The organism is Chelativorans sp. YIM 93263, from assembly GCF_028767125.1.
Classification (GTDB): Bacteria; Pseudomonadota; Alphaproteobacteria; order Rhizobiales; family Rhizobiaceae; genus Chelativorans.
In genome coordinates this window covers 1-19,536 of record NZ_JAKCWP010000009.1, presented here as the reverse complement: position 1 = coordinate 19,536, position 19,536 = coordinate 1, and the positions used below count along the sequence as shown (strand labels likewise).

The following is a 19,536-nucleotide window of genomic DNA, read 5'->3' as shown; positions in this document are numbered from 1 at the left end:
TCCCCTATTTCCGTGCAGCGATTGAAGGGCACGCCATCGCAAATGGCACGCGGAAGCTCCACGGCAAAGCCCCGACACGAGACCAATATGAGGCCGCCAAGGCTGCGCTCGCCGAGCGCGACCGAAAGAGAGCAGGCCGTGAGAAGCGCTATGCTTAAAACTGTAGACCCCTACCGGCCGGCGCGCCGAGCGCCCGGGGCAGACCCTCTGCGGTACCGAGTAAAATTCATGTCAGTTCGGCCAAACACTCGCGGCATTACATTTGACGCTGTGAGCGGTAGATTTAGTCGTTGCCGCCGATCCGTACTTCGTCTGATTGGGTCCGAGGTCGCGGATCAGTGCCTTGCCGATGTCCACTGCCTTTCTTTCCTCATCAAAGAAAACGCAGTCGATAAATACGCTTCGCGCGAATCTCGTGCCCGCATTTGTGACCTTTAGCATGACCTCTGGGGTCTGATGCTCGACAGAGATGCTATCAATCTCGACCTTCACGTCACTTGTGGCGATCATGGTCGCCAAGATCAGTTCCATCATTTCGCACTCCCCTCGCCATGGTTGCCGAGAGGAAATCAGGTTTGAACTATAGAGTCTAGCTGACCGGCTGGGCGACTGGAGCTATGATGCCCAGAGACGATCTTCGATACAGGTTTGGTGCCGATGTAAGCGGCATCGAAGCCGCATGGGGCCAGATAAAGCGTGGCGCGCGCTCTGCGGGCGCGTCAATGAGTGCAGCGCTGGGTAGCGTACGCACCGATGTCAATTCTCTGATCGCGCCGCTTAGGACTGTCCAGGGGGCGTTGGGCACGATCGGGGTCGGCATTGGGCTGTCCCGGATCCGGCAGATGGTCACGGAAGTCGGGCAGATCGGGAACGTGGCAGACAAGGTGAGTCTGACCACCCACGCCTTGCAGGAACTCCGTTTCGCGTCCGAGGAGGTCGGCGTGTCCGCGGGCACGATGGACACCGCGATGCAGCGCTTTGCCAGGCGGATTGCGGAAGTAGCCGCCGGCGCCAATAACGATCTTGCCCAGGTGCTCAAGGCGAACAACGTTCAACTTCGCGACCAGGAGGGGAACTTGCGGCGGCAGGAAGATCTGCTTGCCGACTACGCCGACCTGATCAAAAACGCGCGGAACGAACAGGATCGCCTGCGCCTCGCATTCATCGCCTTCGATTCCGAAGGTGCGGCGATGGTCAATGCACTGAAGGAAGGCGCCGATGGTCTGGAGCGCAGCCGCCAGGAAGCGCGAGACTTGGGTATCGTCATCGAGAAAGACATTATCGATCGTGCCGACGAGCTGGACCGGAAATGGTCGGAGACGTGGCAGCAGTTCAGGGTGCGGGGCGTTGCTGCCCTCGTAGCGCTCTCGGAAGGGGCGCGAGAGTTCAAGAGCGAGATGGACGGGCTAGCAGATGCGGCGGCCGATCTCTGGAACGATCCTTCGTTTCGCAACCTGTCTCGATACTGGTTCGGTGAGCAAGCCACGAACATGTTGTTTGGCAAGGATGCAGATGCCCGCATTCGCGATGCCTTTTCTGGCGAAGAGCAACAAGCGGATGAGCGGCTCGCCGAGGCGCTTCGAAAGCGATATGGTGACTCCACTCGTGAGGCAACCGATATCGGCACAATCATCCCTGACAAGGAAACGGGCCGCGGGGGCGGCAGCCGGAGCCGCGCGATCTCGGAACTGGAGAAGCAGCAAAGGGCGATCGACAATGTCATCAAGGCCCTGGAGCACGAGTTCTCGCTGATCGGCAAGTCCGAGACGCAAAAGCGTATCATGAACGAGCTGCGCAAGGCCGGCGCGGACGCGACAACGGAAGAAGGTCGCAGGATTGCGGAACTCGTAGAGCAAATCGAAACACAGAACGCGGCCATCGAGCGCGAGAAGGAATTGCTCGAGGGGCGGCAGGAGGCCTATTCCAATCTGTTCGAGCTTGGCGGCGATGCGATCCAGGACCTCATCGACAAGTCGGAGGACGGTGAAGAGGCGCTCAAGCGTTTGGGCGTGCAACTTGCCGTGGCTGCGGCACAGGCTGCACTGCTAGGTTCCGGACCCCTCGCCGGCCTTCTCGGAGGCGGCGGTCTCTTCAGCGGCGGAGGGTTCTCGTCGTCGGGCCTTTCTTCACTCCCCTCCGGCGCTATCGGATTGTTCGACCGCGGCGGCTATACCGGCGACGGCAGCAGGAGCGATGTCGCCGGCCTGGTGCACCGCAAGGAATATGTCGTCGACGCCGACGCGACGGCGAAATACCGGCCCATCCTCGACGCCATGAACGCCGGCCGGAACATCGGCATGTTCAACATGAGGCCGATGATGGAGGCCGGGAGCGCCGGAGGTGGCGGCGAAATCACACTTCGCGTCATCGGCCAGGAAGGTCCCATGTTCCGCCCGACGATCCGGGCCGAAAGCGAGGACGTTGCCGTGCGCGTGAGCGGACAGGCGCTAAGTGAATACGACGGGGCGCTGCCCGATCGCGTGCAGCAGATCAACCGGCGGCCGAGGATGCGCTGATGGCACTGACGTTTCCGCTCGCGACGGACGTCTTCCAGGACGTCATCAATGTTGCCGCAGCGCCGTTCAGGCTGCGCGAGAACCAGGAGTATTCCGGCCTCGGCTCCGGCCAGGTGTACGGTGCGGAACTATCCGCGCCATTATGGACGACGGATGTCCGGCTCTTTTCCGCCTTTGCGGACGACGCGGTAGAGATCCAGGCGCTGATCGAGAGCCTCAACGGGGTGCTAAAGACCTTCTACTTCTACGATCCGCGGACGTCGCATCCGAAGGCGGACCCGGACGGGTCCATACTCGGGGCGGCGACACCCATCATTTCCAGCGTTCATCCCAGCAATCATGCCATGCGCCTTTCGGGCCTGCCGGTTGGCTACACACTCACGCGCGGTGACATGTTGGCATTCAACTACGCGGATCCGGCGCGCCGGGCGCTGCATCAGCTGAACGAGACCGTAACGGCGAGCAGCTCGGGTGTGACGCCGCTTTTCGATGTGCGGCCGCATTTCCGCCCGGGCGTCGAGGCAGGCCTCGATGTGATGCTCATCAAGCCGGCCGCGAAGATGCTGATCGTGCCGGGCACCCTTCAGATCGGCGTGACCGACGATTTCGGCACGACGGCGATTAGCTTCACTGCATTGCAATCGATCAGGGCGAACTGATGCGCGACTCCGATCCGGCCTTTGTCGCGGCGCTTCAGAGAGCGCGCGAGGAAGGCATCCTGCCGCCGAAATTCCTCTGGGCGCGCGTAAAGGACCGCGTCACCGGCGCTGTCGTGGAGCGAGGATTCTGGTCCGGCGACGATACGGTGATGCTTGAGGTGATCAGCGGGCAGACGGGGATGCCCGAGATGCGCACATATGTCGGCGGCGCCGACCTGCAGGTGGGTTCCATCCCGCGTGTTTCCAACCTGACGATCCAGACGATCGATGTCTCGCTCAGCGCGATTCTTCCGGAAGTGCAGGAGATGGTGCGCGGCTACAATGCGCGGCTTGCGCCGGTCGAGATTCACACCGGTCTGCTCCATCCGGACACGCGCATGGCTGTGTCGCCGCCGGAGATCGAGTTTCTCGGCCAGATCGATGAAGCCCCGATCGAGACCGCTGCAACCGGCGGGGAAAGCCGGGTGCGGTTTTCCGTCCGATCCGACGGCATCCTGATGCTGACGCGCAAGAACCCGCGCAAGCGCAGCTACGAGGGGCAGAAGCGGCGTCAGAATGATCAGCTAGGCCGCTACTCAAACGTGGTGCGCACCTGGCAGATTCCGTGGGGGATGGAGATACAGAATGACAAACCTCCAACGTCCTCCTCCGAACTGGCAGCGCGCTTCAGGGACATGTTCAGGATTGGAAAATGATCGCGATGCAGCGGGTTCCCGGTTGGCGATTACGGTTCGATGCCGTTATCGATGAGATCAAATACAGCTCCTTCGCATGGGGAGAGCGCGATTGCGGGCCCTGGCTGGTTGGCCGCGTGGTCGAGGCCGTCACAGGCGAGGATCTCGCAGCGCCCTACCGCGGCCGATATCGCACATATCGCGGAGCAGTGCGTGTAATGCGCGAACAAGGTTATCACAATCTGGGCGATCTGGTCGCCTCAATGCTCCCCGAGATTCATCCTTCCCAGGCGAAGATCGCCGACATCGCCGCGTTTGCCGATGACACCGAGCTTGGCTTTTCGCTCGGTCCGGTCAACGGTGATCGAGTGTTCGTGATGCAGAAAGATCACCTCGGAACCATGGGCCTGCTCAAGGCGAAACGGGCTTTCAAGGTCGGATAGTCATATGCTCCGCATTGTCCTTCTAGCGCTGGCGCTTTTGCTGGCGACGACAGCGCACGCCCATGCGGGCTTCGTCGCTGCCGCCGTCGGCGCCATTGCGTCCGCGATCTCCGGCGCGATCGGCGCGGCCGGGCTCGGCGCGCTGCTTCTCAAGACCGCTCTCACGGTGGCGTTCAACGTTGGCGTCAGCCTCCTCGAAAGAGCCTTACTGAAGAAGGACGAGCCCGTTCCGTCGGGCGTGCAGCTGGATGTCGAGGTCGGAGACGATGCCCCGATCGGCTTCATCGTGGGCGATTACGCCACGGCGGGCACGCGCAGATATATCGGCGTGTGGGGTCGCGCGGGGAAGACACCTAACGCCTTTCTGACCGACGTCATCCAGATCGGCGACATGCCGGCACCGGGACGCCCGGAGTTGTGGGTAAACGGTGAACTCTGCACGATCGACTGGGATGACGACAGCTACCAGCAAGGACATCCCGTGCTCGAGTATCGCACGGAGTCCGGCAAAAACCATCTGTGGGTGCAGTACCTCGACGGCACTCAGGACGCGGCGGACGCTTTCCTTCTGGAGAAATTCGGCAACGATCCCGACCGGCCGTGGAAGAGTGACATGATCGGGCGCGGCTGCCCGATCCTCATCATCACCGCGCAGTTCAATCGCGATCTCTTCCCTGGCCAGGTGCAGTGGATCGGCATGCCACCGCCTGTCGCGTTCTACGACGTGCGCAAAGATTCGTCCGCTGGCGGGGATGGCCCGCACCGCTGGCACGATCCGTCGACATGGGAGCCGACGCGCAACCCCGCCATCATCATCTACAACATCATCCGCGGCATCTATTATGGCATCCCGGGCGCGGGCGAATGGATGTTCGGAGGGCAGAACCTGCCTGCCTTTCGCCTGCCGGCGGCAAACTGGATGGCGGCAGCCAATGAATGCGACGTTCTGGTCAACCGCGAGGACGGCACCCAAGAGCCGCAGTTCCGGGTGGGTTATGAGATTCGCGGCACACTAGAGCCGCTGTCAGTGATTGAGGAGATGGAAAAGGCCTGCTCCGGCCGTGTGGTCGAGATGGGCGGCATTTTCAAGATGCAGGTCGGTGCCCCGGGCACGGCGGTCTATTCCTTCACCGATGACGATATCGTCGTCACCCAGGGTCAGAGCCTGAGGCCGTGGCCCTCGCTCGAGGAGACGTACAACGCGGTAGAGGCGACCTATCCCGAGCCTGCCGAGGCCTGGGGCACGAAGGACGCGCCGGCGCGCTATTCGTCCGAGCTGGAGGCGGAAGACGGGGACCGGCGCCTGGCCACGGGCGTGAACTTCGCAGCGGCTCCCTATGCAGTCCAGGTACAGCGGCTCTTGAAGCCGATGATCGAGGAGGAACGGCGCTTCCGTATCCACTCGTTCTATTTGCCCCCGGAAGCGTGGCTGCTTGAGCCGAACGACGTCGTCTCCTGGACCTCGCCGCGCAATGGATACGTCAACAAGAAATTCCGCGTCGACCGGATCGTAGGCGAGCCAGGCATGAACCAGCTCGTCCTCCTGAAGGAATGGGACCCCTCGGACTACGACTGGAACCCTGCGACAGACGAGCAGCCGACCGGGGTAAGCGGTGTGATCGGACCGGTGCGGCCGCCGGCTCAGTTGATGAGCGGGTGGCAGGTCGGACCGGCGACAATCTATGATGCGGAAGGCAAAGCGCGCCGCCCTACGATCGAGGTCTTCTTCGACGGGGATCTGGACGACGTGCGCGCCGTGCGCGTGCAGGTGCGTCTGAAGGCTTCCCAGGTAGACGTTTTTGACGGCGAGCAGCCTTATGGCGACCCGGATCCCGACAATCCGATCAGGTCCGTCCTTCTCAACGGCACGTTCCTTCCTGATACTCAATATGAGGCGCGCGGGATCTATGTGCCTTACAGCGGGCGCCGCGAGAAGTGGTCCGCATGGCTCTCCGTCCTCACGGACAACGTCAAGCTCGGTCCCGACGACGTCGATTACGGTGATATTGAAGAGGCGGTCGAAGATCTCACACGATGGGCAAACTGGAACACGCGTGAGGAGCTGGAAGAGGCGCTTGCCAACGCCGCGCTCGACATCGAGGATGAAGAAACCGGTTTTGAGGACAAGCAGGAACTTCGCCGTGAGGTGGCTTCGACCACTGGCCGGCTGAGGGCTGAAGTAACTGAAGACATAACAGTGCTGACCGGCGAGCAAAAGGCGCTCGCGCAGCAGCTTACGCAAGTCAAAGTGACGCTGGAAAAGGATGTCGCCAGCGCTGTCGAGCTGCTCCAGACCGAGATCAGCCAAGTTGGCGATGTGGTGACCGCGAATGCACAATCCATCCAGCAGCTCAGGACGCAAGTAGATAACGTCGAGTCGAGCATCACTGTGCGCGGACAGGTCGAGTCATCACCTGGTGGAGGGTGGGCGCGGTATGGCGTCGATGTTCGCGTAGGGAGCGGCAATGACTGGTCTCAAGGCGCTTTCTACATCGATGTGAACGGCAACCAGAGTCGCACCGTCTTCATCTCCGATCAGTTCGTAATCACCGATGGGACCAATATCAGGCAAGCATTCGTGTTTCAAAACGGCGTCGCCACCTTGAACGTCGTTAATGTCGGTACGGTCACCGCCGGCCTGGTGCGCGGCTCGAGCAACAAGATGCGCATCGAACTCGACAATGACAGAATACTGGTCTCCGACTGATGGCCAATCGCGTTGTTTTGGGGGCATTCGACGGCACCTATGTCCTGCGCTGCTCCCGCCCGGGTTACAATGTCCTGAGCACGGGCCTCCCCGTCGAGCGCCTCTCCTTCGACAGTCGATGGGATGAGGTCGGAAACATCATGCTCACAGGGTCCATCACGCGCGCATCAGGGGCCAGTCCGACGCGGGTCAACTTCGGTGAGACGCTGTCGCAGGCTCCTGTCGTGTTCGTGTTCAGGTCTACGGATACGCCAAACAGGTGGCAGCCTGTCCAGGCGGGCTTTGTCCGACCCGGTGTGACGTCGCCTGTGTACCTGAGACCCGACCACTTTCTACTCTATCACGAGGACACTCTCACGAGGACGTTCGTCTACGCAGTGTGCAGGAACCCCTATGGCTAATCGCGTGGTGTTCGGTGCCCGCGGGGGCAGCCAGTACGGGGTCTACATCTCCAAACCTGGCTTCAATGTGCTGACGGCGGGGATCAACAATCTGCTGTTCCACCCCGACCAGGATTCCTTGCAGTTTGTTGTGACCGGGTCTGTCAACATCACGAACGGGAACCCGGTCACGATATCCATACCCAACCTCGGCTATCGACCGATGATCTTCCTCGCTCCCAACACAACGTATGGAAACTTCCCAGGCGGCAACGCGACCGACTGGAGTCCGAAGATCACCTACAACTCCAACACCAGTGTCACCATAGACGTCAACAATCCCAGTACCTTTGATGATCCAAGTGCCGAGGTCGTCTATGTTGTAGTCAGGAAGCGCGCAGATGGTTGACCGAGTTCTACTCGACGCACAGGGACTGCGGGTCTCGATGCCCGGCGTAAACGTGAGGACGGCGACCGACGCTCAGGTCACGTTCGACTCCGCCTACTCGATGATCGTTCCAGTCCTGAAGGGGAACTTCCTCTCAGAACCGCGGCCCGGCACGGGACAGCCTCCGGAGCCCATCACAGTTAACTTCGGGAGGACATTCTCAAAAGTACCGTTGTGCTGCTTCTATGTCGATCTGGAAAAGAACACCGAAGTCAGAGGCAACCAGCACATCGGCTCACATCGGCGCTCCTTCAACATCAATGGTACGCTCTGGTCCTACTACGGGCGCGTCTTAAACGACCGCCTTGTGTTCACAAACAACATCGTCGGTCCCGAATCCTGGGAACTGAGAGTTCGCTACTTCATATGGAACTTTGACCTATGATTATCGAGTACGACAAGAAGGGCCGCATCTTCCACATCATGAGAGATCCGGTCCCCCCTGGCGTTGTCCAAGCCATGGAAGAGAACGGCGCCACCTTCCTCAACCTGCCTCCGATCCCTCTACCGGAGGAGCACGCCATCGACCCCGACACAGGGGAGGAGCTGTTCGAGGAGATCGTCGACGAGGAGACCGGCGAAAAGCATTACGAGCCGCTCATGGAGTCGCCAGGAATGACGTATACCGAGTGCGAGCTGAGCACGCACTACGTTGTGGATGGGGAACTGGCGGAGCGCCCTTCACCGTCTGTCGACTTCGAACAAGATGAGAGCGAAATCAGGATCAGCGGCGTCCCGGCCGGTTCTGCTGTCGCCATCGTGCTCGAGGCAGATAGCGAGCTGCAAGATACCCAGACATTCGAGGCAGACGGGGAGCTCATCACGATCGAGATCGATGAGCCTGGTAAACTTCGGATCGTCATTCGTCCGCCTTGGCCGCTGCAGGAGGTGCGCCGTGAGATTGAAGCTTGATCGGGTGCAGACGCTGCGCGGCAAAGCTGAGCAGGAGATCGATCGACACTTCGGCGGGAAGATCGATCATGTCATCGGTCCCTTGGGAGCACTCCATGCCTTGAAGAGATCCTCCGCTCTGAGCGGCAACGGCGGCTTGGTCGAGAGCGATGACGATCGCCAGGCGATCCTCAGCCGAGCCGCCGAGCAGGACAAGGAGCTGGCCCGGCTCGATCGGGAGCGCCGGGCCGCAAAACAGAAGGTTCGTGCCGCCGGCAGCGTGGCCGAAATCAAAGCCGTTCTGGCAAGCCTGAACTAAGCCCAACCACACAGGAAATCTCATGTCTGACACACCGAAGAAGGTGTCGGTCAGCCCGGCGTCTATTGCCTCGGGGCTGTCGATCGTCCGCTCCATGATGGAGCAGAGCTATCGCGAACTGACCAACCAGCTCGTCCTCCAGATCGAGGATAATCTGAAACTCCAGACGGAGCTCAGCGAGGCACGCAAGGAGATCGCCAGGCTGAAAGGCGAAGAGCCGCCCCAGCCAAAAGGCAAGCGGATCGTGCGCGCCAGCGAGAGAACGAAGGATAGCAACGATGGCGAATGAACCGGGGCCCACCGGCTATCACACTGGAACGGCTACCATCGCCCAAGGCGACACCCTCGTGACCTTCCAGGATGCGGGCAACCTGTTCGATGTAGTGAAAGCCGGCGACAATTTCGGAGCGCATGTTGGCCAGCCGACGCGCATTGCGTCGCTCGATATGGCAAACTCGCAAGCCACCCTGGCCTATCCGTGGTCCGGACCATCGCAGACCGCGGCGCCTTATGAGATCGCCTTTAGCCCGTACATCATCACATACCGGCAGGCGGTGCGGACAATCCTCGGGATCCTGCAAAGCGGGAATGTCTCGGCGCTGGCAGGTCTGGCGGGTGAAGAGAACACGTTCCCGTACTTCACGGGTCCGGGGACGATGGGGCGCACCGGACTCTCTCCCCTCTCGCGGACCATACTAGGGCGCAGTGCCGCGGCCGATATGCGCGGTGATCTAGACGTCGCGCAGCAGCAGGACGATCCATACGATGCGACTGCTGGACGTGGTCTCATCACAGGAGCATTTGGTTGGGGTAGCGATGACAATGACACACGTGACCCCGATTTCAACGATGCCCTCAATATGACACAGATAAGGGGCGGCGATGGTTCTACCGTCAATACCCCTTTCAGTTGGGCGATCCTACTCAATCTGGCTCGCGTGGCAGGTCGTAACGCTCAACTCGTCTTCTCGACAGTTAATCAGGATCCTCCGCGCCTTGCCCTGCGGGCCAACAGTGACACCAGCGGGAACCTGACCAACTGGTTCGATCTCTATCACACCGGGAATGCTGTCGGGTCAGTGTCGCGATCGAATGGGATTCCGACAGGGGCACTCTTTGAGAGTGGTAGCGGCAATAGCGGGTGGTATGTCCGATACGCTGATGGCACGCAGATATGTGGTGGTCAGATCAGCACAAACGCTCCTACAAGTGGCTCAAGCTCCACCCTTCCCTCACAGGCGTGGCCCGCGAACTTTGCAACTGGCCCGTACATGACCGCCACGATTGTTGCGTCGGGTACGGATGTTGCGCTGAGAGTGAACCCGAAAATAGCGTCCGCAGGTCCAAGTTCGCACCAGGTCAGGGCGGACACCTCCACGGATGGGAACGGAGGCACCTACTCTATCAGCGTCGGTGACAGCGTTCGATATGCTTACACTGCGATCGGGAGATGGTACTGATGAACATCACGCTAGTTCCGCAGCGGAACGACAACCCCTTGGTCGTGTCGCGACAAGGGGATGTCCTCACTATCAACGGTGAGGAATTCGACTTTTCGTCCGTTCCGGATGGTGCAACAGTCCCGGAAGATGCGATCCCTTGTGAGTGTATCCTCGGACCGGTGCATCGGGTCGACGGCAATCTGCACCTGACGCTGATCTTGCCTCGTGGACCGCGCCCGGAACCATGGCAGACTGATCCTGAACCGATCATTGATCCTCCCGATGGTGACATTGATCTCCCGACAAACACCTACCAGACCGTTGAGACGGAGAAGGTCGAGGGCGGCACACGCATCACCACTACCACACACCGCTGGCACCAGGAGCCGGAGGTCCAGGAGACCTTCGAACCTGATCCTCCGAAGCAGGACTCTGGAGACAACAATGTGGAAGCCTGAACCCGCCGACATAATCACGGCCGAGCAGAAGGATGCCGAGGCTCAGGAGCAGGCACTCTCGAGCCTCCGGGTCGAGCGTGATCGCCGGCTTCGCGAAACCGACGAGCCCATCATTCGGCACCGCGACCAGAAAGAGATGGGCGTCGCGACCACGATCACGGATGCGCAATACCAGGAGCTAATGGTCTACCGACAGGCGCTGCGCGACCTGCCGGAGGCGACAGAAGATCCGGCAAGCCCGGCGTGGCCGGAGGAGCCAAGCTTCGAATAAACTCCATCATTGCGGGAAGACGGTGGATTGCAACGCTGCCGCAGTGGTAGCCGGGCTGTCACACTGGATCCGCAAATCCATGCCCCAGATGAAGATTCTGCTCGCCAGCGCCGTAGAACGCATTGCGACAGCTATGATGGCACCAGCAGCAGCACCGAGATGGCGATTACTTTGCCTCAGTGGAACGTCGCACCCGGATGTTTCGGAGCTAACAGCGCCTCAGGTGCTTCGTCTAGCCCGGCCATCCGAACGACTGTGCGCCAGTATTGCCTGGTCGCTTCATCTGCTTCCGTCCAGACGTGCCCCGGTTTGGCTTCATACAGCGCCCTTGCTACGCGTTCGATCTTCTCGTCCTTCACGCCACATCCTCCTTCGAGAGAAAGGAAGCGCTATGTGCGTCGATTTCGGCGCATGAGAACCGGCAGGCTGCAATGGCTTTGCAATGGGGTGCCTACCGGTTCTACTGCTTAGCTACCAGCGAAGCAGTCCCCTAACCTAATCTGAAATCAAAGGACATCGCAATGGACAGGACCGTGCCGAAAGGCGCGGCGATCCTGCTCGACTTCGTGCGCAAAACGGAGACGGGCCGGAGCGACCGCGCATCCTATGACGTAATCTATGGCCACAAGCAGGGGAAGCTCGCCAAGCCGATCACGTCGATGACGCTCGACGAGGTGGTCGCGGCGCAAAGCACCTGGTCGCATCATCACGGCTCCAGTGCAGCCGGCGGGTATCAGTTCATCCGCAAGACGCTTCGCGGCCTGGTTGCCGAGCTCGGTTTGCGCGGATCGCAGAGGTTCGATCCCGACCTGCAGGACCGGCTTGCCTGGCACCTGCTCAAGCGTCGTGGATACGACAAGTTCATGTCCGGCCGGATGACCAAGACGGAGTTTGCCAAGCAGCTGGCGTGCGAATGGGCGAGCTTTCCCGTCCTCCAGGGCACGCAAGGGCAGAAGCGCTATGTCGCGCGCGGTCAGAGCTATTACGCCGGCGACGGATTGAACAAAGCACTGGTTGAGCCTCGCGCCATAGAGAGCCTGCTTGATCGTGTTTCGGCCATATCGGACCATCCGGAGCCACCAGCACCTTCCATCCCGCAGCCTCCCGCAGAGCCAGAACGCGAGCACACGGCCAAGCAGGGCCGAAGCATCGCGCCTCTCGTCATCTTCCTCACCATCGCGGCCATCGTGGGTGCAGCCTCATACCTCGGACTATAGGAAAGGAACCGACCATGCTTTCAACAATCGCAAGCTATTTCACGGGCCGCGCCGCCAAGGCGGGCATTGCCGCCATTGTCGGTGCGCTGGGTGCTCCTGGCGCTGTTGCCGGCGCGGAGAGCGTTGCCGGCGCCGATCTTCAGATGACCATCCTCGGGTATGTCGTTGTCGGAGCTCTACAGGGCCTCATCAACTGGGCTGCTGTCTACTTCAAGGCCAACAAGGAAGCCGGGCTTTACTAGGGCTATCGTCCCACGCACTGGAGCAGGAGCGGGAATATTGGAAGGCAATGTGACTTGGCAGGAAATCTCTTTCATTGTCGGTGCGATCATGGCTGTTGTTATCGCCGCATTCGCTATCTGGTGGCGTATCGAGAGCAAGGTGAACGAGGCGAAAGTATCAGCCTATCGAAAGACCGATGACGCCAAAATGAAGGCTGATGCAGCCGCAGCACTTGCCAGCACGGCGCGCGAGGAACTGGCGCAATATCAGCGCCACGTGGCAGAAAACTATGTTTCCAAAGCCGGCCACCGGGAATCAACGGACCAGATCATGAAGGCCATAGGCGACATCGGCCAGGACATGCGCGGTATCCGTGACCGCCTCGACAACTTCATCGATCGATCAAGCAGGCCACCCTGAATAAGGCCGGGAACAAATACACTCGGCTATGGTTTGCCGATTTCTCCTCCCCAAGACGGTGCCCCTTTCCAGATCAAATGACGCTTCTGTATTGAGTGACAGGTCCGCCGGCTCGCCAGCATGCGCCCAGCGGATGGCAGCATCCAGCAGCTGGTCAACCAATCAAATCGGCGGCGTGCCAAGACCATAGTTCCGAGTTGAGCAACACAGTCGAAGTCTATACGATAACGGCAACTTGTCGTTCGCACGGCACCGCCGCGAACCACAATGCCGGTCGCATCTTGGCTGGCGAAGGGGGGCTATGTGGCAGCCAAGGAACTGAAGATTACCTTAACGAGTCCGTTGATCGAAGCTGTGAAGGCGCAGAGATGCGTTCTTTTTCTCGGGGCCGGTGCCTCAAAGGAAGCTCGAAACGCCGACGGCAGCAAACCCCCTGATGCCGATCAGCTCCGCGATATTCTTGCGGACCGCTTCTTTAAGAAGCCCATACCAAATCGCGACGTGATGGCGGTGGCCGAAATGGCCATCGCCACCAGCGGCTCTGCTCCTCAGGTCTACGAGGAAGTGCGCAAGGCCTTCACGGGTTTCGCCCCCCAAGCGACCCATCGCCTCATTCCAACCTTCAGCTGGAGAGCTATCGCGACCACGAACTACGACACGATCGTCGAAGACACCTACAAAGAGGTCACGACAAGAATTCAGCAGATCGTGCCTCTGGTAAAAGATGACGAGCCCATCGACGAAAGACTTCGAGAGTTTTCAAACCCGGTCCCTTACCTCAAGCTGCACGGCTGCCTGAATCACATCCACGACGCCGATATACCGCCCGTACTCTCCAGAGAGGTCTACTCGACCTACTCAAAAAATCGCTCACGGCTGTTTCTGCGCCTCCAGGATATGGCGTTCGAACACACCTTTATCTTTGTTGGTTATCGACTGGATGACGCCCACATCCGGGATCTCATTTACAATCTGGGTGCCGGTCGAAGACCCCGATGGTACATGGTGACGCCGAACGCGGAGGTGGAGGATATAGCATTCTGGGCGACGAAGAACGTCGAGCTGATCAAAGCCTATTTCGGGGACTTCATGGCGGCTCTCGATGAGGCCATACCTCCGCTTTTCCGGCGCCTCTCGCACTCCACGGATGTGGCAGAATTCCCGATCCGGCGACTATTCAGAACGCACGGCCTCGAATCCGATACTACGAACCGGTCGCTGCGCGACGATCTGACATTTATCCATGCAGAGATGCCGTTCGAGCCCCAAACGCCGGAGCAGTTCTATTCAGGATACGACACCGGGTGGGGCGCCATCACCAATCGGCTCGACGTGCGCCGACAGGTGGAAGAGGATATCCTTTTCAAGGCCGTCCTCGAAAACGACGCTCCTGACGGCCCCGTGCTGATAGCGGTCAAAGGCCCTGCCGGCGCCGGCAAGACCATTGCCCTCAAACGATCTGCCTGGGAGGCGGCCACAGCATCGAATATGTTGGTCGTCTGGTTCAACCCGGATGGCGCGTTTCGGCCAGATGTGCTCTCCGAATTGCATGAGCTAACTGGCAAGACGATCTACTTGTTCGTCGACGACGTCGCCCTTCACCTGGACGGCTTGCTCGCCCTGCTTCGACACGCACGCGCCGCGAAACTGCCGCTTGTGGTGGTAGGGGCCGAGAGAGACTCGGACTGGAACACCTATTGCGGTCCACTTGAGAGCGAATTTCCAGGTCCTGAGCTCAAGGTGCGCTACCTGTCCCGAAAGGAGATCAGCGGCCTACTCGACCTTCTCGAGAAGCACAACTGCCTAGGCCTCCTTGCCAATGAAACACGGGACGAACGCATCCGGCAATTTGAGAGCGTCGCGGAACGCCAGTTGCTAGTCGCCATGCATCAGCTAACTCAAGGCAGGCCCTTTGAAGACGTCCTCCGTCTTGAGCACCAACGCATTAGCCCCGAGCAAGCAAGGCAGCTTTACCTCGATATCGCGACTATGCACCAGTACTCGGTCAGCGCGCGCGCGGGCACCATCTCACGCATCTCCGGGATTACCTTCTCGGATTATCAGGAGAAGTTCTTTGCCCCGCTGCAGAACATCGTTCGCGCAGAGGTAGACAAGTACTCGCGCGACTACAGTTATCGCACTCGTCATGCACGTGTGGCACAACTGGTCTTTAGACAGGCGTGCCCCAGTGACGATGAGAAAGCCGACCAGTTCGCCCGTCTGATTGCGGGACTGGACTTCGGTTACTCCTCGGATTCAAGGGCGCTCGAACAGATCACCAAGGGACGCGCGCTTGCCGACACCTTTGCTGAGCCCCCGCCGGGACGGCGCATTTATGAAGCAGCGATCGCCGTCGCTCCAAACCAAGCGTTCCTCTACCAGCAGTGGGCACTCTTTGAGCTCCACCATCCTCGTGGTTCGCTTGATGAGGCAGAACGGCGGGCTAACGAAGCTCATGCCATCGACGAGAAAAATACTGCCGTCATCCATACGCAGGCCGAAATCGACCGAATCCGTGCGACCAAGGTCGACGCGCCGCTTCTAAAAGACCAATTGCGACGAAGAGCACGTGAACGCCTTAATTTGCTGTCGAACAGCAGTCGTTTCGCGGTCTCTAGTCGATGCAAGATGCTCGTTGATGAGATCGTCGAACTTAACCGCGAACTGAGCGACGACGCTCCAGAGCACGAGGTAATGTTCTTTGCGGAGAAAACTCGGGAGACAGAGAACCGCATCAGGCTGGCGCTCCAGCAATTTCCCGATGATCCCGACATCATCCAGATCGAGGCCCGTTTTCGCAAAGAGATCGACCAAGAGGAACGAGCGTTGCGCGCGCTTGAGAAGGCGCTCCGTCTCAACCCGAAAGGCTCAGGCGCGGCTATACGGGTTGCGCGCATCTACCGCTCGCGAGATCGATCCGGCGATGCGCTCAAAGTGCTGAGCGAGGCCCTAGCCCGTAGCCCAGATGACAAAGCTGTCCATTCTGAGATCGCCCGTCATCACCTGGCGGAACATACTGGCGACGATAACCTCATTGAAGACCATCTGCGGCGCGCCTATTCAACCGGCGACGCAAATTATGAGGCGCGCTTCGACCTCGCCCAGTTTCTCTTTGTCCGCGGCGAAATGCCCAAAGCTGCGGCCTTATTCGAAGAGATCGACGCCAAGGCCCCACCAACGTTTCGGCAAGTTGCCAATCGCGAAAATCACTTTACGAGGCGCATTGCAGAGCAGACCGGGTATGTCCAATCCATTTCCGGGCACATGTTCTTCATCCGGATCGGCGCGTATCCGAAGGAGATTTTCTCCCACAAATCGTCAATCTCTCTTGGAGAGTTCGAGGATCTTTCAATCGGGACAAACGTCCGCTTTCAGGTCCGATTCAACCGCAAAGGACCTGTGGCCGTGTCGGTGACAATTGTCTGACCAAAGGCGCTACTCCCCTGGCTCACTGACGCGTACGCGGCGCCCTAACCATCCAAGTGGCGTTGCCAAGCTATAGCCGGAGTTCGATCGATGTAGGATTTTGGCTGCGCGACCAGGAGCGGACTGCATGTCACCTCAACCTTGCCAGGACCGGTTTTGAGCACCGTTCTGACGAGACCATAGATAAGATAGCGATTGGTCCGACCCTGCCGCCCGAGCGCTGATAGCGACATGAGATACTTCGCGTCGCCGTCCCAGCAGATTTCAGCCTTCGAAGTCTTGTGCCGCCAAGTTAGCGGAGCCGAGTGCGTGGTTGGTTCGCCAGGGTGCCTGCTCGTTACGGCTCCGATGAAGAAGGTGTATTTCCCCTCAAGCGACTGCAGTCGTCTAATGCCGGAGCGCGCGGCCGAATCCAAGTCCTCGAAGCTCACGCTTTCAGAAAGACGAGTTAGCAGCTGGCGGTAGTGCTCGGTTTCAGAGCTGTTGATATAGCCAAACAAGTAGCCGTCAGAGAGGTTCTCGCGCACATACCTCTCATCGAAGGTAAAATTCGAGCTCAAGATGCCGCTTCGCACCAACTGAGTTCCCATGGTCGTCGTCGGGATAGCGCCGTACCGGTTCAGGCACATGTCTTCGATACGTTTGATATTGATGTAGTCGATACCGTCATCGTCTACGTCCACGGCCTGAGCGGCGCGACGAGCATTCTCCTGTTCGACAGTGCGCTCCCAGTCGCCCTTCGCCTTAAAGATTTGCTGCGGTGACAGTCCCAAAGTTAGTCCCTTGCTATGCGCGCGGTCGTGGTCGCTCGGGCATAATACCGCTAAATTGTCGTAGCTGTTGTCCTTTGACCGCTCATATTCCTTGATGTGGTGCGCGATGACGCCGGCCCCTTTCGTCCCCTTGCAAACGCAGCAAACGTGATTGCTACGGTCAAGGAGGAGGTTGAGAACCTCGCCGTGGATCGGTTGGCGCTGGACACATTTTTTGAGCTCAGCGGCGGTCGCCGCATCAAACCCATAGCGGTCGACAAGCACCTTTCTCGAAAGCGCCCGAATCTGGGTCACGCCAATGCCTCGCGACTGGGCCTCGTCAGCGAGAGACGAGCTTACCCCGTACCGCAGCAATCGTGCGACATCCACCATGTCAGTCTCCGACGAGTTCGCTACGACGTTGCGATCGCGCTAATCGAGCATTTGTTCAACTCGTTTGTTGATAGCAAAATCATCGAACTGCAACGAGTTCGTTTCGCATTCCGTTGAAGGGATTCTTCAATATAGTCATCCTCCAGTTCATTCAGTCGAGCGTTCCCCTTGCCATCGCAGGCATTTGTTCCTAATTCGTTCTCATGCCGCAAGGATACAGACCGAGCCGAGAAGCGTTGCGAGTGATGTTGAGCGATCGGCGTGACTTCCTGGTGCGCGTCAGATGCTGTCGTACCCGTTATTATGTTCCGGACGATCTCATTAAGGTGTTTGGCGATTGCCCGGTCCTCTTGCTGCACAAGCGCATACGGAAATGCGAAGATTGCGGATCCCGCAAGTTCCTTCAAGTCAGCTTGGATTATCCTACGGCCGCGGAGCGCGCCAACATCCGCGTAAGGCGGCTGGTCGAAGTGAAAACATACCGGCGCCCGATCTGGCGTGATGAATCGGCCTGACCGATGCCCCCGGTCGATCCTCTTGTGATCAACACGCTCGGCGCGGTGATCGACGGTGGCTACAGCCTTACTGCTTACTGCTACAGCCTGGAGTGCCAACATAGTTCCAGGCTCGACCTTTCGGCACTGGCCGAGCGGCTGGGCCGCGAGTATGGCAGCATGCATTGGGACTTGGCTTCGCTCCTCAGATGCTCAAAGTGCGGCAGGAAGAATGTAGGGCTGCGTCTGTCGCCCCCAACCGGCGCACCCAGGATGTCGAGAAAGCACAAGGGGTAAATGTTGCCCCCGCGAGCATCCTGAATGACCTCGATTACGACGATTGCCGGCAAGGGCGCTGCGCGAGCGGGGACGATCTAGAATCGCCCCTGCGGCTGGTCGCGACCGAGGTCAAGTGGTCTGGTGAACTAGCGTAAGGTCTGGACTTCGCGAGCTACATCCTCGATCGAGCACCAACCGACCAATCTTTGGTCATTGCCCAAATACATCGGCCGCACGATGGCGACATCATCACCAGGAAGATGATCAAACCAGCCAGTGGTGCTGGCGGTTTCCCAAAGCGGAAAGTTGTTCAGATAGTCGGCGGCAAAGCAGAAGACTTCGCTATCGCCCTTCTGCACGGCGACGATAAATGTATCCAGATCTCCTTCTTCCACGGGAGGAATCTCTGAGCCTGGCCGAAAGTGGATTTCTACTGAAAACATGATTATACCCCACTACATTGCCTAAAGTCCCCGTCCACGGAGCGGCATTGTTATGGGTGGTCTGTAGAATATAGTAAACTTTAGCACTGCTTACGCGGGTTTGTTAATGCGATTGATCAAGCGCCTCGAGATCGTCAAGACGCTCCATGATCCGGTCGATCGGGAACTGGCGCTCCCCACCGAGTATTTCGGCCATGTCAACCTCAGCGACGAGCAGCCCCAGTTCATCGGCAAGTGCAGACGCCTTGTCGAGATCCATCAATCTGTTGGTAGCGCGTAGAATGAGCCGCCGGCATTGGGCTTGGTCGACGGGACCATCCACCGAGAGAAGGCGAAGCAACTCCTGCTTGGCATCTGCTTTCCGCATAATCGCCCCTACGGCCGGCCATCGAAAAGCGTCGGCGCCCGCTAAAGCAAGCTGGCCTGCGCCGGCTTCTCCTCATCCGGCATGGCCGGTGCATCAACGATCATGAGCTTGTCGTCAGGAAGCGGGCGTTGAAGTGCCTTCGCCTCCTCCCATGGTGCCGTCAGCCAGCCCTCGATCTCATCCGGCTCGGAAAGGACCACAGGCATCGCCTTCGGGTGAATGGGTGCAACAACGCTGTTCGGCTCTGTGGTCAGGAAGCCGAACAGATCGGTGGAGATTTCGCCCTCCTTTACCTTGCGGACGCAAGTCCAGTCC

22 protein-coding genes and 2 pseudogenes are annotated in these 19,536 nt (G+C 59.3%); 18 read left to right on the top strand and 6 right to left on the bottom strand.

All coding sequences use genetic code 11. The features are described from left to right. Positions 1 to 231: 231 nt before the first annotated feature. Complete coding sequence (locus LY631_RS16780) at positions 232 to 534, bottom strand: hypothetical protein (protein WP_274426746.1); 303 nt, start codon at positions 532 to 534, stop codon at positions 232 to 234. 188 nt (positions 535 to 722) lie between these two features. On the opposite strand from LY631_RS16780, the gene LY631_RS16775 reads away from it, so the two are divergent. The 14 genes and pseudogenes from LY631_RS16775 (at position 723) to LY631_RS16710 (ending at position 11,208) form a co-directional block, all read left to right on the top strand. After that, a complete protein-coding gene (locus LY631_RS16775; RefSeq protein ID WP_274426745.1) occupies positions 723 to 2,516 on the top strand; it encodes a hypothetical protein in 1,794 nt (597 codons plus the stop codon). Beyond that, positions 2,516 to 3,175, top strand: a complete 660-nt coding sequence (locus LY631_RS16770; protein ID WP_274426744.1) for a hypothetical protein — start codon at positions 2,516 to 2,518, stop codon at positions 3,173 to 3,175. The genes LY631_RS16775 and LY631_RS16770 overlap by 1 nt, the downstream gene beginning before the upstream one ends. Beyond that, entirely contained in the window at positions 3,175 to 3,870 is a 696-nt protein-coding gene (locus LY631_RS16765) for a hypothetical protein (RefSeq protein ID WP_274426743.1), read from the top strand. The genes LY631_RS16770 and LY631_RS16765 overlap by 1 nt, the downstream gene beginning before the upstream one ends. Next, on the top strand, positions 3,867 to 4,292 hold the full coding sequence (locus tag LY631_RS16760) for a DUF6950 family protein (protein WP_274426742.1): 426 nt from the start codon (positions 3,867 to 3,869) through the stop codon (positions 4,290 to 4,292). The genes LY631_RS16765 and LY631_RS16760 overlap by 4 nt, the downstream gene beginning before the upstream one ends. Before the next feature lie 4 nt (positions 4,293 to 4,296). Beyond that, on the top strand, positions 4,297 to 6,999 hold the full coding sequence (locus LY631_RS16755; RefSeq protein WP_274426741.1) for a phage tail protein: 2,703 nt from the start codon (positions 4,297 to 4,299) through the stop codon (positions 6,997 to 6,999). Further along, complete coding sequence (locus LY631_RS16750; protein ID WP_274426740.1) at positions 6,999 to 7,400, top strand: hypothetical protein; 402 nt, start codon at positions 6,999 to 7,001, stop codon at positions 7,398 to 7,400. The genes LY631_RS16755 and LY631_RS16750 overlap by 1 nt, the downstream gene beginning before the upstream one ends. Beyond that, complete coding sequence (locus LY631_RS16745; RefSeq protein WP_274426739.1) at positions 7,393 to 7,788, top strand: hypothetical protein; 396 nt, start codon at positions 7,393 to 7,395, stop codon at positions 7,786 to 7,788. Before LY631_RS16750 ends, LY631_RS16745 begins: the two co-directional genes overlap by 8 nt. Further along, positions 7,781 to 8,212: a hypothetical protein gene (locus LY631_RS16740; RefSeq protein ID WP_274426738.1), complete on the top strand. Its 432-nt coding sequence runs from the start codon at positions 7,781 to 7,783 to the stop codon at positions 8,210 to 8,212. Before LY631_RS16745 ends, LY631_RS16740 begins: the two co-directional genes overlap by 8 nt. Then, the gene (locus LY631_RS16735) at positions 8,209 to 8,739 is read left to right on the top strand and encodes a hypothetical protein (protein ID WP_274426737.1); all 531 of its coding nucleotides are present in this window, start codon (positions 8,209 to 8,211) and stop codon (positions 8,737 to 8,739) included. Before LY631_RS16740 ends, LY631_RS16735 begins: the two co-directional genes overlap by 4 nt. Further along, a complete protein-coding gene (locus tag LY631_RS16730; protein ID WP_274426736.1) occupies positions 8,723 to 9,037 on the top strand; it encodes a hypothetical protein in 315 nt (104 codons plus the stop codon). Before LY631_RS16735 ends, LY631_RS16730 begins: the two co-directional genes overlap by 17 nt. Before the next feature lie 22 nt (positions 9,038 to 9,059). Then, positions 9,060 to 9,326, top strand: coding sequence for a hypothetical protein (locus LY631_RS16725; RefSeq protein ID WP_274426735.1), 267 nt, complete (start codon positions 9,060 to 9,062; stop codon positions 9,324 to 9,326). Beyond that, positions 9,316 to 10,497, top strand: coding sequence for a hypothetical protein (locus tag LY631_RS16720; protein WP_274426734.1), 1,182 nt, complete (start codon positions 9,316 to 9,318; stop codon positions 10,495 to 10,497). Before LY631_RS16725 ends, LY631_RS16720 begins: the two co-directional genes overlap by 11 nt. Then, a pseudogene (locus tag LY631_RS16715) lies at positions 10,497 to 10,787 on the top strand (hypothetical protein); the annotation flags it as partial. The gene LY631_RS16720 and the pseudogene LY631_RS16715, both read left to right, overlap by 1 nt. A 136-nt stretch (positions 10,788 to 10,923) precedes the next feature. Next, entirely contained in the window at positions 10,924 to 11,208 is a 285-nt protein-coding gene (locus tag LY631_RS16710) for a phage tail assembly chaperone (RefSeq protein ID WP_274426733.1), read from the top strand. A 176-nt stretch (positions 11,209 to 11,384) separates the two neighbouring features. On the opposite strand, the gene LY631_RS16705 is transcribed toward LY631_RS16710, so the two are convergent. Then, on the bottom strand, positions 11,385 to 11,567 hold the full coding sequence (locus tag LY631_RS16705; protein WP_274426732.1) for a hypothetical protein: 183 nt from the start codon (positions 11,565 to 11,567) through the stop codon (positions 11,385 to 11,387). A 162-nt stretch (positions 11,568 to 11,729) separates the two neighbouring features. Here LY631_RS16705 and LY631_RS16700 point away from each other — a divergent pair, with 162 nt between their 5' ends. The 4 genes from LY631_RS16700 to LY631_RS16685 all read left to right on the top strand — a co-directional run bounded on the left by LY631_RS16700 (position 11,730) and on the right by LY631_RS16685 (position 16,493). After that, positions 11,730 to 12,425, top strand: a complete 696-nt coding sequence (locus tag LY631_RS16700; protein ID WP_274426731.1) for a hypothetical protein — start codon at positions 11,730 to 11,732, stop codon at positions 12,423 to 12,425. Positions 12,426 to 12,439: 14 nt separating this feature from the next. After that, the gene (locus LY631_RS16695) at positions 12,440 to 12,667 is read left to right on the top strand and encodes a hypothetical protein (RefSeq protein ID WP_274426730.1); all 228 of its coding nucleotides are present in this window, start codon (positions 12,440 to 12,442) and stop codon (positions 12,665 to 12,667) included. A gap of 37 nt (positions 12,668 to 12,704) precedes the next feature. Then, positions 12,705 to 13,067, top strand: coding sequence for a hypothetical protein (locus LY631_RS16690; RefSeq protein ID WP_274426729.1), 363 nt, complete (start codon positions 12,705 to 12,707; stop codon positions 13,065 to 13,067). 303 nt (positions 13,068 to 13,370) lie between these two features. Continuing rightward, complete coding sequence (locus LY631_RS16685; protein WP_274426728.1) at positions 13,371 to 16,493, top strand: P-loop NTPase; 3,123 nt, start codon at positions 13,371 to 13,373, stop codon at positions 16,491 to 16,493. Between the two features lie 44 nt (positions 16,494 to 16,537). Here the strand turns inward: LY631_RS16685 and LY631_RS16680 are convergent, their stop codons facing one another. From LY631_RS16680 to LY631_RS16665, 4 genes and pseudogenes are all read right to left on the bottom strand, one after another. Then, complete coding sequence (locus LY631_RS16680) at positions 16,538 to 17,638, bottom strand: HNH endonuclease signature motif containing protein (protein ID WP_274426727.1); 1,101 nt, start codon at positions 17,636 to 17,638, stop codon at positions 16,538 to 16,540. A gap of 919 nt (positions 17,639 to 18,557) precedes the next feature. Next, positions 18,558 to 18,854 (bottom strand): hypothetical protein, encoded by a 297-nt coding sequence (locus LY631_RS16675; RefSeq protein WP_274426726.1) that lies wholly within the window; start codon positions 18,852 to 18,854, stop codon positions 18,558 to 18,560. Positions 18,855 to 18,957: 103 nt separating this feature from the next. Next, positions 18,958 to 19,221 carry a hypothetical protein gene (locus LY631_RS16670; RefSeq protein ID WP_274426725.1) on the bottom strand — a complete coding sequence of 88 codons (264 nt, stop codon included), beginning with the start codon at positions 19,219 to 19,221 and terminating at the stop codon, positions 18,958 to 18,960. A 41-nt stretch (positions 19,222 to 19,262) separates the two neighbouring features. Further along, a pseudogene (locus LY631_RS16665) lies at positions 19,263 to 19,536 on the bottom strand (SOS response-associated peptidase); the annotation flags it as partial.